Origin of the sequence: Paenirhizobium daejeonense (genome assembly GCF_014280875.1) — a bacterium.
In the GTDB taxonomy this organism is placed as follows: Bacteria; Pseudomonadota; Alphaproteobacteria; order Rhizobiales; family Rhizobiaceae; genus Allorhizobium; species Allorhizobium daejeonense.
This window is the reverse complement of sequence record NZ_JACLAL010000002.1, coordinates 264,510-277,404: the sequence shown is the minus strand read 5'-3', so window position 1 is coordinate 277,404 and position 12,895 is coordinate 264,510. Positions and strand designations below refer to the sequence as shown.

At 59.3% G+C, this 12,895-nt stretch carries 16 protein-coding genes; 7 read left to right on the top strand and 9 right to left on the bottom strand.

Going from position 1 to position 12,895, the window contains the following annotated elements; all coding sequences use genetic code 11:
• Positions 1-573 carry an acetolactate synthase small subunit gene (ilvN, locus tag H4I99_RS04985; RefSeq protein ID WP_163899682.1) on the top strand — a complete coding sequence of 191 codons (573 nt, stop codon included), beginning with the start codon at positions 1-3 and terminating at the stop codon, positions 571-573.
• A 420-nt stretch (positions 574-993) separates the two neighbouring features.
• On the opposite strand, the gene H4I99_RS24805 is transcribed toward ilvN, so the two are convergent.
• A complete protein-coding gene (locus H4I99_RS24805) occupies positions 994-1,455 on the bottom strand; it encodes a metalloregulator ArsR/SmtB family transcription factor (RefSeq protein WP_425314357.1) in 462 nt (153 codons plus the stop codon).
• Positions 1,456-1,731: 276 nt separating this feature from the next.
• Complete coding sequence (locus tag H4I99_RS04975; protein ID WP_163899678.1) at positions 1,732-2,577, bottom strand: aldo/keto reductase; 846 nt, start codon at positions 2,575-2,577, stop codon at positions 1,732-1,734.
• A 203-nt stretch (positions 2,578-2,780) separates the two neighbouring features.
• Between H4I99_RS04975 and H4I99_RS04970 the strand changes: the two genes are divergently transcribed.
• The 4 genes from H4I99_RS04970 (at position 2,781) to H4I99_RS04955 (ending at position 5,123) form a co-directional block, all read left to right on the top strand.
• Positions 2,781-3,374 (top strand): LysE family translocator, encoded by a 594-nt coding sequence (locus H4I99_RS04970; protein WP_186663231.1) that lies wholly within the window; start codon positions 2,781-2,783, stop codon positions 3,372-3,374.
• Between the two features lie 84 nt (positions 3,375-3,458).
• A complete protein-coding gene (gene nthA / locus H4I99_RS04965; RefSeq protein ID WP_163899673.1) occupies positions 3,459-4,106 on the top strand; it encodes a nitrile hydratase subunit alpha in 648 nt (215 codons plus the stop codon).
• Positions 4,103-4,762 carry a nitrile hydratase subunit beta gene (nthB, locus tag H4I99_RS04960; RefSeq protein WP_163899671.1) on the top strand — a complete coding sequence of 220 codons (660 nt, stop codon included), beginning with the start codon at positions 4,103-4,105 and terminating at the stop codon, positions 4,760-4,762. Before nthA ends, nthB begins: the two co-directional genes overlap by 4 nt.
• A complete protein-coding gene (locus H4I99_RS04955) occupies positions 4,749-5,123 on the top strand; it encodes a nitrile hydratase accessory protein (RefSeq protein WP_163899669.1) in 375 nt (124 codons plus the stop codon). Before nthB ends, H4I99_RS04955 begins: the two co-directional genes overlap by 14 nt.
• A 110-nt stretch (positions 5,124-5,233) precedes the next feature.
• Here H4I99_RS04955 and H4I99_RS04950 read toward each other — a convergent pair whose 3' ends face one another.
• The 4 genes from H4I99_RS04950 to H4I99_RS04935 form a co-directional block, all read right to left on the bottom strand.
• Positions 5,234-5,899 (bottom strand): glutathione S-transferase family protein, encoded by a 666-nt coding sequence (locus H4I99_RS04950; RefSeq protein WP_163899667.1) that lies wholly within the window; start codon positions 5,897-5,899, stop codon positions 5,234-5,236.
• A gap of 34 nt (positions 5,900-5,933) precedes the next feature.
• Entirely contained in the window at positions 5,934-6,728 is a 795-nt protein-coding gene (locus H4I99_RS04945; protein WP_163899665.1) for an anti-sigma factor family protein, read from the bottom strand.
• Positions 6,725-7,204, bottom strand: coding sequence for an RNA polymerase sigma factor (locus H4I99_RS04940; protein WP_244624918.1), 480 nt, complete (start codon positions 7,202-7,204; stop codon positions 6,725-6,727). The genes H4I99_RS04945 and H4I99_RS04940 overlap by 4 nt, the downstream gene beginning before the upstream one ends.
• Before the next feature lie 73 nt (positions 7,205-7,277).
• Positions 7,278-7,649, bottom strand: a complete 372-nt coding sequence (locus H4I99_RS04935; protein ID WP_163899661.1) for a COG4315 family predicted lipoprotein — start codon at positions 7,647-7,649, stop codon at positions 7,278-7,280.
• A 186-nt stretch (positions 7,650-7,835) separates the two neighbouring features.
• Here H4I99_RS04935 and H4I99_RS04930 point away from each other — a divergent pair, with 186 nt between their 5' ends.
• Positions 7,836-8,963, top strand: a complete 1,128-nt coding sequence (locus tag H4I99_RS04930) for an ATP-dependent DNA helicase (RefSeq protein ID WP_099058211.1) — start codon at positions 7,836-7,838, stop codon at positions 8,961-8,963.
• Positions 8,964-8,983: 20 nt separating this feature from the next.
• On the opposite strand, the gene H4I99_RS04925 is transcribed toward H4I99_RS04930, so the two are convergent.
• The 3 genes from H4I99_RS04925 to H4I99_RS04915 all read right to left on the bottom strand — a co-directional run bounded on the left by H4I99_RS04925 (position 8,984) and on the right by H4I99_RS04915 (position 11,745).
• Complete coding sequence (locus H4I99_RS04925) at positions 8,984-9,499, bottom strand: DUF4405 domain-containing protein (RefSeq protein WP_163899660.1); 516 nt, start codon at positions 9,497-9,499, stop codon at positions 8,984-8,986.
• 217 nt (positions 9,500-9,716) lie between these two features.
• Positions 9,717-10,406, bottom strand: a complete 690-nt coding sequence (locus H4I99_RS04920; RefSeq protein ID WP_163899658.1) for a MerR family transcriptional regulator — start codon at positions 10,404-10,406, stop codon at positions 9,717-9,719.
• A 319-nt stretch (positions 10,407-10,725) separates the two neighbouring features.
• Positions 10,726-11,745 carry a hypothetical protein gene (locus H4I99_RS04915; RefSeq protein ID WP_163899656.1) on the bottom strand — a complete coding sequence of 340 codons (1,020 nt, stop codon included), beginning with the start codon at positions 11,743-11,745 and terminating at the stop codon, positions 10,726-10,728.
• A 326-nt stretch (positions 11,746-12,071) separates the two neighbouring features.
• Here H4I99_RS04915 and H4I99_RS04910 point away from each other — a divergent pair, with 326 nt between their 5' ends.
• Positions 12,072-12,824 (top strand): pyridoxine 5'-phosphate synthase, encoded by a 753-nt coding sequence (locus tag H4I99_RS04910; RefSeq protein WP_163899654.1) that lies wholly within the window; start codon positions 12,072-12,074, stop codon positions 12,822-12,824.
• The last annotated feature ends 71 nt before the right edge of the window (positions 12,825-12,895 follow it).

The following is a 12,895-nucleotide window of genomic DNA, read 5'->3' as shown; positions in this document are numbered from 1 at the left end:
ATGAACGCACAGCTTCAACCTACCGGCTCGGCTTACTTCATCGCCAAGGAAACCGCAGCCACCGAAAGCCATACGCTATCGGTTCTCGTCGATAACGAACCGGGCGTTCTTGCCCGGGTCATCGGCCTTTTCTCAGGCCGTGGCTACAACATCGAAAGCTTGACGGTTTCCGAGACCGAGCATGAAGCGCATCTGTCGCGCATCACCATTGTAACGCGCGGTACGCCGAGCGTGCTGGAGCAGATCAAGGCCCAGCTCGAGCGTATCGTTCCGGTGCACCGGGTTCTCGACCTTACAGTGCGCGCGAAGGAGCTTGGTCAGGAGCGTCCTATCGAGCGCGAAGTGGCGCTGGTGAAAGTGGTTTCCGAAGGCGAGATGCGTGCCGAAACGCTGCGCCTTGCCGATGCCTTCCAGGCGAAGGTGGTCGATGCGACCGTCGAGCATTTCATCTTTGAGATCACCGGCAAGTCCTCCAAGATCGACCAGTTCGTGGCGATCATGAAGCCGCTCGGTCTCAATGAAATCTGCCGCACGGGCATTGCGGCGATGAACCGCGGTTCGCAGGGCATGTGATCGCTCTCGGCGGAAAGTGAGGCTGGTTCTCACATTCAACGCCGGGACATCCTGTATACTGATCGATCAGAAGCCGATCGCATCCGCTGCCTGATGGGGCGGATGCCCATTCGTCCCGTCTGATCCAAAAGGCATTCTGCCGGTCTAGTCACCGCAGGATGCCTTTTGCTATGTGCCGCACCTGCCAGTGCGGAGGGTTTCGGTCTTGCGTTGAATGCCGGCTGTATCTGTCGTGCCGTATTGCCGGGAGGCATCAGTACAGAGTGCATCGCATATCGAGCGTTCACGCTCGAGCCGTCCTTGCAAAGGCCGTTCCAAAGCGCGTCGGCGATCTTCCAGATTCAACTCCTTGCGCTTCACGTCGCAGTTTTGTCGTATGCCATCGTCGCAAAACCGCTGCACACTTTTGCGCGATATGCTTCAGAACATCGACATCTGGCTGGGCAGAGGCTTTGCCGCTGGCTCATCGGCTGTCTCTGCTTTGATAGGCTTGGCTACCTTTGCCGATTTTCCCTTGCTCTTCTGCTCTGTCTGTTCCTGCGGTTTAGCCGGGTCGTCGGTCGTCGATACTTCCGGTGGCTCAAGATCCTGAAGGAAGCCGGTCAGGACCTCCTTCAGGATGTTCGGCGCCAGGGCGTAGTGAACGAACTGCCCGCGCTTTTCGCGCGTGATAAGGCCGGCATTTTCCAGAATTGCGAGGTGCTGCGATACCGATGGCTTGGCCATGTCGAAGCGTGAGGATATCTCGCCCGCGGTGAGTCCTGAGACGGCAAGGTATTTGAGGATTGCCCGACGAGGAGCGGCGGCGAGAGCATGAAAGGCCTGCTGAGCCCGCCTTTCGGACTTGTGTGGGGTGGATGCCTTTTTCGTCTGTTTCTTCACCTGAGCGCCTTGGTCATTGGACTGAATGTGCGTGTTTTTTGCAAATTCCATAATTAGGAAAATTCTTAAATGTCCAGTCCGTATGTCAGATTTAATTTTTATGATTAGTTGAATAGCTAATTATTTTATTTGCGTATTGTGTGGGTGGAGAGGGCGAGCGTTATTGGGCGGCATCATTCGATGGTGGGGAGAGGAGAATACCTCTCTGACCGCGTAGGTTTCTTTCCGCGCTCGAAGTGAAGGATGAGGTTTCCATTCACGAAACCGAAGGCGATTTCAGAGCATTTCCAACGGAAGTTTCTCGTCCGGCGGCGGAAAGGCGGCGTCGAGTTCTGCCCAGTCCTCGTCGCTGATATCGAGGTCTACCGCATCTCGGTTTTCCCGCACACGCCTCAGGTTGGCGGATTTCGGGATGGCGATCACGCCGTCGCGTTCCAGCACGAAGGCGAGGGCCACCTGCGCCGGCGTTGCCTGATAGGTCTTGGCGATACGGATGAGGTCGGGATGGTGCACGAGACGGCCCTGCTCGATCGGCGAGTAGGCCATGATGGGTATGCCTCGCTGCTGGCACCAGGGCAGGAGATCATACTCGATGCCACGGCGGCCGAGATTGTAGAGCACCTGATTGGCGGCGCAGTTTTCCCCATTGGGTACGGAGAACAATTCCTCCATGTCGTCGACGTCGAAGTTCGATACGCCCCAGGCGCCGATTATGCCTTCTTTCTTCAGATGTTCGAAAGCGGCCACGGTTTCGTCGAGCGGATACTCGCCGCGCCAGTGAAGCAGGTAGAGATCGAGCCGGTCGGTGCCGAGGCGCGCAAGGCTTGCCCGGCAGGCGGCTATGGTCTTTTCGTAGCTCGCATTCCAGGGATAGACCTTGCTGACGAGGAACACTTCGTCGCGACGATCCTCCAGCGCCTTGCCAACGATCTTCTCCGCCCCGCCCTCGCCATACATCTCGGCCGTGTCGATCAGCGTCATGCCGAGGTCGAGCCCGAGCCGCAGGCTGTCGATCTCCTCGAGCGCACGACCTCTTGTCTCTCCCATCTTCCATGTGCCGAGGCCAAGGGCCGGAATATCCAGGCCGGAGGGAAGAGTTACCGTGGGAATCGGGTCGTGCATCGGAGGTCCTCGTGTCGAATAGGTTTTGCAGATTAGAGGAGCGGCCGCCGGTTTCAATCCTCGAAACGAACTTGCGGGATCTCATCCAGCCTGCTGTTGATGCGGTGCGGACCTCCGGTTGAAATGATTGCCACCGTGACAAATCTCCGATGGCCGGATGGCGGACGCATGGCTATTTTGCCTCCGATTTCAGGGGGCTCATCTTGGATACTGCTACACTTTCGGCCTTGGTCGGCTTCGCTTTCGCGACGTCCATCACACCGGGCCCGAACAACATGATGCTGTTTGCTTCGGGCGTGAATTTCGGTTTCCGGCGCACGGTTCCGCATATGCTTGGCATCGGGGTCGGCTTCCTGTCGCTGCTGATCGGGGTCGGGCTCGGGCTTGGCGCCCTGCTTGCAACGGTGCCGCTGCTCTATACCGGCCTCAAGATCGCTGGCGGCATTTATCTTCTCTACATCGCCTGGAAGATCGGCACCTCGCGGACGCTTGGTGACGGGGAGGCAGCGGCGCGGCCGATGACCTTTCTCGCCGCGGCCGCCTTTCAGTGGGTCAACCCGAAGGCCTGGGTCATGGCCATCACGGCGATGTCGGTATATATCGATGCCGACCAGTATCTCTGGAGCGTCGTGATCGTCGGGCTGGTCTTTGCCGCGGTCAATCTGCCAAGCGTCTCCACGTGGGCGGGCTTCGGCTCCGTTCTACGTGAATGGCTGTCGGTGCCGGTGCGGCTGAAATGGTTCAACATCACCATGGCCCTCCTGCTGGTGGCGAGCCTCTGGCCGATGCTGAAATGACCGGTTATTTCGGAATGGACAGGGCTTGGCATCCTCCGGCAGCCTGCTAAGAATTGACGTTCTTCGACACCAGGGGGCGCCGCCTTGCACGAGCACGACCACCATTCGCATGACCACGATCATGGTCATCACCACCACGACAACCACTATTCCGACATGCAGGCGCGGGTTCGCGCGCTGGAAACGCTGCTGACGGAAAAGGGTCTAATCGATCCGGCGGCAATCGATGCGATCGTCGAGACCTATGAGACCAAGGTCGGCCCACGAAACGGCGCCCATGTGGTGGCCAAGGCTTGGAGTGAGCCGGCCTTTGCCGAGTGGCTGAAGGAAGACGCGACTGCGGCGATTGCGAGCCTTGGCTACACCGGGCGGCAGGGCGAGCATATGCGGGCGGTGTTCAACACGCCTGAAACCCACAACATGGTCGTCTGCACGCTCTGCTCCTGTTATCCATGGGCGGTCCTTGGCCTTCCGCCAGTCTGGTACAAGGCACCGGCCTATCGTTCGCGCGCCGTCATCAATCCGCGTGCGGTGCTGGAGGAGTTCGGTGTGACGCTTCCTTCCGACAAGAAGATCCGCGTCTGGGATTCAACGGCCGAGCTTCGTTATATCGTCGTGCCGGAGCGTCCTGTAGGCACTGACGGGCTGGATCACGAGGCGCTGGCTGCCCTCGTTACCCGGGATTCCATGATCGGCACCGGTCTTGCGGCATCGCCGGAGGGCCGGCGATGAACGGTCCTCATGACCTCGGCGGTCAGATGGGCTTCGGCCCGGTGGCGCCGGAAAAGAACGAACCGCTCTTTCATGCGGAGTGGGAGAAACGGGCGCTCGGGCTGACGCTTGGCTGCGGCGCTTTCGGAGCATGGACCATCGACGAAAGCCGTCACGCCCGGGAGAATATTCCGCCGGCGAATTATCTTTCCGCAAGCTACTACGAGATCTGGATCCGCGCGCTGGACACGCTTCTGGAGCGACATGGTTTTGCAACGCGCGAGGAGCTTTTTTCCGGCCGGAACCTTGGCCAGGGTGCTACGCCGAAGCGTGTTCTGACGGCGGATATGGTGCCTGGCGTTCTGGCGCGGGGCGGCCCTTGTGACCGGCCGGTGCACAATGAACCGCTGTTTTCGGTAGGAGACCGCGTTCGGACCCGAAATTTCAACCCGGAAACCCATACACGGCTGCCACGCTATGCCCGCGCCAAGATCGGGGTGATCGAGGCCGTGCAGGGCAGCTACGTCTTTGCCGATGACAATGCCCACGGTAAGGGCGAGAACCCGGAATGGATCTATACGGTCGTGTTCGATGCCGGGGAGATATGGGGAGATGGGGCCGATCCGTCACTGACGGTTTCGATCGATGCCTGGGAGAGCTATCTTGTCCGCCTGTGACGCGCCATCTCCGCTCCGCCAGTCGCCGGGGCTGCCGAAATCGGCCGAGGGCGATCCGGTCTTCGTCGAGCCATGGAACGCTCAGGCCTTTGCCATGACCGTGCATCTGCATGAGAGGGGCCTGTTTTCCTGGGGAGAGTGGGCAGAGGCGCTTTCTGCCGAGCTGCACAGACCCGAACGCGCCGAGGACGGCTCGGACTATTTCGACGGCTGGGTCGCTGCGCTGACCGGGCTGCTGGTCTCCAAGGGACTTGCCGACGCCGATACGGTGCTGACCCTGCAGGAGAGCTGGAAGCGGGCAGCGGAAGCAACGCCGCATGGCAGTCCGATCCTGCTCGAAAACGATCCGATGCGGGTTTAAGTCTGCGCTAGAGCATTTCCGGCGAGAACAGAATCGCCTCCAATGCTCTATCTCTTTGTTTTCCCGCAATTCCGGACGTAAAACCGGTTCCTACTTTTGCTGGAATTGCGTTAAATCGATGGTTTCGGATCGAGCGGGAACATCGCGAAATAGGGTTCCGCTTCCCGCAGCACGCGCGCGACCGATGGCCTTTGCTTCAGGCGCTGGAAATAGGCCTTGAGGCGGGGAAATTCCGCGCCGAGCGGAGAGATCGTGTCGGCGTAAAACAGGGCCGGCACGGCGGAGCAATCGGCGAGTGTGAAGTTCGGGCCGACGGCCCAGCCGTTCTGTGGCCAGCGTTCCTCCATGAAGGCGTAGGCGGTGCGGATTTCGTCCTTCGCCTGCTTCACCCCGAAGGGATCCCGGCTGTCGACGGGGCGCAGGGCATCAAGCACAACCTTCTGCATCGGCAGTTGCAGCATGTCGTCAAACAGGCGGTCCCACATGCGGGCCTGCCAGGCGAGACCAGGATCGCGTGGGACAAGGGGTATTGCCGGGTTGGCGAAGCTGTCGAGATAATCGATGACGGTGGCGGATTCAGCGACGATTGCCTGTCGCGTTTCATCAACAAGCACCGGAAACTTCAAGGGTGGCCAGACCTGCCTGAACGCCTCGCGCGAGGCTTCGTCTCCGAGATCGACGATGACGGGTTCGAAGGGCAGGGCGTTCTCGTAGAGAGCGATCAGTACCTTGTGGCAGAAGGATGCGAGCGGGTGGAAATAGAGCTTCAGCGTCATCGTTTTCTCCTCCGCGACGCGTGTCTCCCACACGTCAGGTATCGAACTGACGATAGCACTCATCGGCTATCTGCTGCATCCTCTCACGGGAGATTTCTCCCGTCACCGCATATCCCACCGGCCCGTCGATCCAGTAGAAGGTTTCCAGACCTTCGTCACTGGCATAGCGGAAGCTGGTTTCCCGGTTGTCCTCGTTGCGGCCGACCAGCACCGTGATCCGTTCGCCGGACGTGTCTTCATACATCAGCAGGGCGCCGGCCTTGCCGCTGACGGGCACCAGTCGTCCACCGACGAGTTTCAAGCCGACGGCAGAGAGGTCGGGAATGCGCATCGGATAATCCAGCCGCTTGCCGAGCCATGTCGCCAGATGTTCCTGCTGGTCCGCTCCGACCTCGACCGGATGACGGACATCGTTGGCATAGATCAGGAAGGCTGAGCGCGCCTGATCCTGAAGACTGGCGGTATTGATGGCGACCTCAACCGGTTCGTTTTCCGCCGTTGGAGGAAAGAGGCGGCCAAATGCGATGCCCGCGGTGAAAAGCATGATCGCCGCGGCGGTACGCATTGCAATCGTTCGAATGGAAATTTTCCGGCTCGCGTGGGAGCGGTGGCGGGCGAGCATGGCGCGGTCTGTTTCGTAATGCCGTTCGTAGTTCCGGAAGAGATCGCGAATGTCGGCATTCTGTTTCTGCCAGTCGGCAACCCTTGCGGCCTCTTCCGGGTGAGCGGCAAGCCAACGCTCGACCTCGGCGCGGCGCTTCTCGTCCAGAAGGCCGTCGACATAGGCGTGCAGGTCGCTGTCATCCACGGGATCAAGGGTTTGCGTCATTTCGGTCTCCGCAGGGTAACGATATTCTGTTCGGCAAGCACATCTCGCAGGCGCTGGCGGGCGCGGGAAAGACGAGACATCACGGTGCCGATGGGAATTTCAAGGATCTCCGCGACTTCGTGATAGGCATGGCCTTCGACCACGATCAGCATCAACACGGTCCGCTGTTCGTCCGGCAGCCCGTTCAACGCCGCATGCAGCCGCCGGCTCTCGAGGGGATCTTCGGTCGCCGCGGGAAAGGGCAGGTCTGACGCCTCCTCCAGTTCGACCACCGGATGCCGCCGTGTCTGCCGGTCCTGATTGCGGTGCAGGTTGGTCATGATGGCGTAGATCCAGCCCTTCAAGTTTATGCCGCGCCAGTTTCCGCGTTTGGCAAGTGCGGTCTCGACGCAATCCTGAAACAGGTCTTCGCCTTCGGTATCTGAACGGGTGAGGCTGCGGGAATAGCGGCGCAGGGCAGGCAACAGGGACAGCATGTCTCTCTCGAATCGGCCGGGACCGGGGGCATGTTCCCCCGGTCCGCCGTCTCGATTGTCAGGGCCTCGACCGTCAGGGCCTTGCTGCATGCCAGACACCTTTCACGCCGTCGCCGGCCATGTCGCCTTGCTTCATGTCCTCTGCGTAGAGATAGAGGGGCATGCCGTGCAGGGCCCACTGCATCTTGCCGTCCTTGCGGCTCACCAGCGAGTATGCGCCTTCTGCTTTGGCGCTTGAAGCGGCAAGATAGGGCGGCCAGTTGCTGGCGCAGGCGTCGTAGCAGTTCGACATGCCCTTCTTGTCTTTGTCGAAGGTGTAGAGCGTCATGCCGTTTTCGTCGGCAAGCACCTTGCCGCCTGAGGTTTCAACGGTCTTGAAGGGTTCGGCCAATGCCGGGCCTGCAAGGGCGATCAGGGCGACGGTCAGGAGCAAACGGGTTTTCATTGCACTTCCTCCGATGTTGCGGGCAGGTGCCGTTTTGGCCCCGCCTGGAGATGTGACACCGGGGAGGGTCGGTTTATTCCCTCAAAGGACAAAGATTTTCTCTCGCTCCTCAGGTTTCTATGCCGTTGCCCGGGGCCGGGTCATGCTTTGCTTGCGTTTTCGGCGCGAATCCTGACAAGTCGCCCCATGCAGTTCGCACCTCAACAGGACGAAGCCCTGAAGGCCGTTTCCAAATGGCTGAAGGAGGGCAAACAGCCGGTTTTCCGTCTGTTCGGCTATGCCGGTACGGGCAAGACGACGCTTGCCCGATATTTCGCCGAGCATGTGGATGGCGATGTGCTGTTCGCGGCTTTCACCGGTAAGGCGGCGCAGGTTCTGCGCTCGCGCGGAGCCACGCACGCCAAGACCATTCATTCGCTGATCTATCGCCCGCGCGGCGAGGAGGCTGTCGAGGATGAGGAAACCGGGAAGACCTCCATCGCTCCGATGTTTTCCATCAACCGGCAGAGCCCAGTCGCAAAAGCGGCGCTGATCGTGATCGACGAATGCTCGATGGTGGACGAGCAACTCGGCAAGGACCTGATGAGCTTCGGCACACCCATTCTGGTTCTCGGCGATCCGGGGCAGTTGCCCCCGGTCACAGGTGGCGGTTTCTTTACGGAACAGGAGCCTGATTACCTGCTGACGGATATTCATCGTCAGGCGCGCGACAATCCGATCATCCAGCTTGCCATGCAGGTGCGCGAGGGCAAGGAGATCATGCATGGCGATTATGGTACCGCTCATGTGATTTCCCGCAACGAGGTGACGCAGGATCTGGTGCTTGGTGCGGATCAGGTATTGGTCGGTACCAACAAGACGCGGCGGCGCTACAATAAGCGCCTGCGGGAGCTGAAGGGTTTCTCCGTCGATTATCCGCAGGCGGGCGACAAGCTGGTCTGCCTCCGCAACGATCAGGTGAAAGGCCTGCTGAACGGTTCGCTCTGGCAGGTGATGACCTCATCGCGGGAAACTGTGAAGCCCGGCATCAACCTGCTGATCCGGCCGGAAGATGACGACATGGATCGCGGGGCGGCCAAGATCAAGCTGTTGAAGGCGGCGTTCGAGGATGTCGAAGGCGAAATTCCATGGTCGACGCGCAAGCGTTATGACGAGTTCGACTATGGCTATGCATTGACGGTGCACAAGGCACAGGGTTCCCAATGGAACAATGTCGTCCTGTTCGACGAGAGCTGGGCATTCCGCGATACCCGCGAACGCTGGCTTTACACTGCTGTTACGCGCGCAGCGGAGACGCTCACAATCGTGCGGTGAGCGTCGCTCGTGATCCGCCGTTACTGATCCGTCCGCAGTGAAGCGAGCGTGGCCATCATCGCCATGGGTTCCTTGCCGGAAGCCGATGCGATCTCGGAGAGTTTCCGGCCCGTTTCCGCTGCGTTGAAGCCTTTTTCTTTGAGCGATGCGACGAGGCTTTCCTCGGTGTGACCGAGGAGAGGAGCCACTTGCGCCGGTGTGCCGTCCGTGACGATGCGGGCCATGACAATCGCCGGGTTGCCGCCGGTGTTACTGGCAGTGCCGGTGATGGCCGGCCACGCGAAGACCAAGCCGGCGACAAGACAGAGACCAAGCGCGATCGCCATGGGAAGCCGCTTGAAATACATCACGAAGGGCCGCCAATTCTTCCATGTGTGGAGAAAGAACGGCAGGATGAGCACCATGCTCAACCACTCGTGCATGCCTCGGAACGCGGCCGACCCGACATGGAAGAAGAGGGCGATGCCGGAGATCAATGAAACGAGGAAAAGTCCCGTAATGAAGGGCGTTGCGTAGCGTGAAAGGAAGGCAGGCATTTTTGATAAGCTCACTCATTGTTGAACAAGCTCTGGGTATTCACTTCTCCAAGGAAAGTCCTGTTAAATCTAGGTAAGATTTGATCAACGGCAAGCCGGGAATTTCCGCCCACATTGGTGTTTGCGACGGGGGCCTTCCTCTGTCCCCAAGTGTTGCGTTTCGCTCTTTAGGTTCACCCTTTCAGAAGGGTGTATCACGGCTTTCGTTGGGCATAGCCTAGTTGACCAGGCCCAGTAGGACAGCCTTGGCGACGGCCTGGAACCTGTTGCTCGCATCGAACTTCCGAATGATCTCGCCTTCGATCCTGCTGATCTCTCCCGTACTCACGTTCAACGCCCGGGCGAGCCTCATCGACGCATAGCCCTCCGCCATCAGTTCAAGGCAGCGGCGTTCGACATCCGTCAGTCCGATGTGTTGAGCCTGTTGTAGGCGTGCGCTCTGCCCCTCGACCTTGTCCGAAGCCATGATCCTTGCGATTTGCTGCATCTGATGATGAATGGTCGACAGGTTGGCGGTCAGTTCCCCCTGACGGGCAAGCAGCGCTTCGGCAAACAAGGCATCAGCCTTGGCCTGGGAGCGCGCCTTCTTAAGTGCTTCCATCAGGTCCTGGATTGCCGCGACTGGCATTCCGACATCACGGCAGGCCGTAATCACTGCCATGCGGTAGATATCCTGTCGGCCGTAGACGCGCATCAGGCCGACGCGCCCGGCCTTTATCAGTCCTTTTTCCTCGTAGAAATGCAGGGTCCGATGGGTGACGCCGAAGAGGCTGGCCATCTCCGCTATGGCCACCGGTCCCTCCGGCAGTTGGGCCGGCAACTCCACGGCCGGCAAATAGATGGTCTCTGATGTGGCTCCGGCCCTCGTATCGCGGGCACTTTTTCGATGGTGCAACCCTTCCGCCATGACCTCCCCCCGTCCAGCGTTCCTGTCGTTCCTCTCAATGCAGTTCTTTATCGATGCTTTCCGTCGTCCCGGACTTTGCAATTTCCGCAGACGCGATGAAATGCGCCTTCATTGCCATTCCACATCATGACTGGCGAAAAGGTAATCGTCAGTAATGCTTCATGTCTTTTGATTTCATGCAATTTCGGAAGCAGATCCATATGACACTTCCGGCGGTATTACTCCGGAAAGGCTGCTTTCCCGATCATTTAAAACTTCAGACTAATCCTCGTCGCAGTCTTTTGCAAACTGCCTGAGGGGGTAACGTCCTCTAATGCTTTCAGCCCTGTCGAAATGTCTGGTCGGTGTCTGCCGTCAGTGCCATGAGGCCGGATAGATCGCTGATGAAATGGGTCAGCGGATAGGGATGGACAAGCCGCCGTTGATGACGAGCGGCCTCGATAAAGCTGTCCGGAGAGTTGTCGAGGTTGTAGAGATAGGTGGCCTCAAGGCAATCCATCAGAACGGAGGACAGCGAGTGGGCCTGGCAGAAATGGTAGAGCTGTCCCGTAAGCGACAAGGTTTCCACGCAGAACTGGTTGGCGAAGGCGGCGACCTGACGGCTCGATTCAGTCTCTGCCTTGTTGCGCGAGTGTCCCACCACCAGCTTGCCTGTCTGCCGGTGGCGTAGTTTCGCCGTCAACGGTGATGTATCGCTGTCGGCATTGACGTCCAGGGAGAAATCGAGCGGATTGCTATCCTCCGCCTCAACGGCAACGTTGCAGTCCAGCTTTATGCCCCAGAGATGTCGAACACCTATGCGCACGGCGTTGGTGAACATTCTCGTTCGCCAGTCTGGATTTTCTGGCAGTGAGATTGTGATATGCGGCAGGTGAAAGGCGCCTTTCGCATTCACATCCGCCAGTCCGTTACCCGTGTCTGGCATGAGGGGCAGGGAGATCATCTCCGGCCAGCTCGCCGCGGGCTTTTCGGCGACGAAACGCCGGTTCTCCGTCGAAGCCCATTCGTAGATCGGCACGTAGCAGCCAAGTGGTATGCGGATGCGCAGCGGCTCGTGGCGCCCCTCATCAGCGTAATACTGGTTCAGTAGTCTTCGCAGCTTGCCCGCCTGCACGCGCACGAGCGGATCGGCACCGGGATCGAAGGACTCGTCGCGAGAGAATACGTCGATCCCGATCGTATATCCCTTGAGTTGATGAGCCCGCCCAAGCTGTTCCATCTCGACCACGAACCTGAGGAAAGCGCGCAGACGCTCAGAGCGGGCAAAGGTCTGGCTATCGAGGATCGCCTGGAGCGAAAGCTTCACTCTGTCGCTATCTATGCGCCGAACCTCGCTCATTGTCTCTCCGTGGCATTGGTCTTTTGCAAGAGCTCCTCGCGTTGTGCCTGTCGTGCCTTGCGCGGAACAGTAGTGGAGGGCGGTCACTGCATTCCGTTAGATATTTTCCTCATACTAAAGTCACTTCAGCAATGCCAAAATAGAAGGCCCACGAAAATACCTCGATTGGGTCATTTCCCCCGAAAAAACGGAAATCAACCCAAGTTTCCCAGCTTCGCAATACGCATCAACGCCGTCAATGGAAACATGTGCGATTCTCGTTGGCGTTCCATCGTCTGATCGCCTAAATACCTGGCTCTCGAAAATCATAGCCTGGAAAGATCGCAATGCCGGCCAAGCTCTCCGTCAATCTCAATGCCATTGCCATGCTGCGCAACCGCCGGGATCTGCCATGGCCGGATGTGGCTCGCTTCGGGCGGCTTGCGCTGGAGGCCGGAGCCAGCGGATTGACGGTTCATCCGAGGCCGGACCAACGGCATATCCGCTTTTCGGACCTGCCGGTGCTGCGGGCGCTGATCGATGACGACTTTCCCCGTGCCGAATTCAACATCGAGGGCTATCCGACCGAGGATTTCCTTGTCCTGTGCGAAAAGACCGAGCCGGAGCAGGTAACGCTGGTGCCCGACGATCCGAGCCAGGCGACATCGGATCACGGTTGGGATTTCCGGAAGCACAAGGCATTCCTGACCGAAACGGTCGCGCGGCTGAAGTCGAAGGGCATGCGCGTCTCGCTTTTTGCCGACGGTGACGGCGACGCCGAGGCGGTTGCTGTTGCGAGGGAGACGGGAGCCGATCGCATCGAACTCTACACCGGCCCCTATGGCGGCTGTTTCGATAATCCGGAGAAGGCGACGCAGGAGATAGACTTGCTCGGGCGGACGGCCGATGCCGCTCTCGCTTGCGGTCTGGCCGTCAATGGCGGTCATGACCTGACCGTTGCCAACCTGCCGGCGCTGATGAAACGTATCCCGATGCTGGCGGAAGTTTCGATCGGTCACGGATTGACCGCCGATGCTCTTGAATACGGCATGGCCGAAACGGTACGCCGTTTCCGTCGCGCCTGTGGCCAGACGTTTTGATGGGGCGGAGAGCTTTTCTTTCGTCGCATGGGTCAGGTCATTCCTGACTGTGATGAAAAACAAAAAGGCCC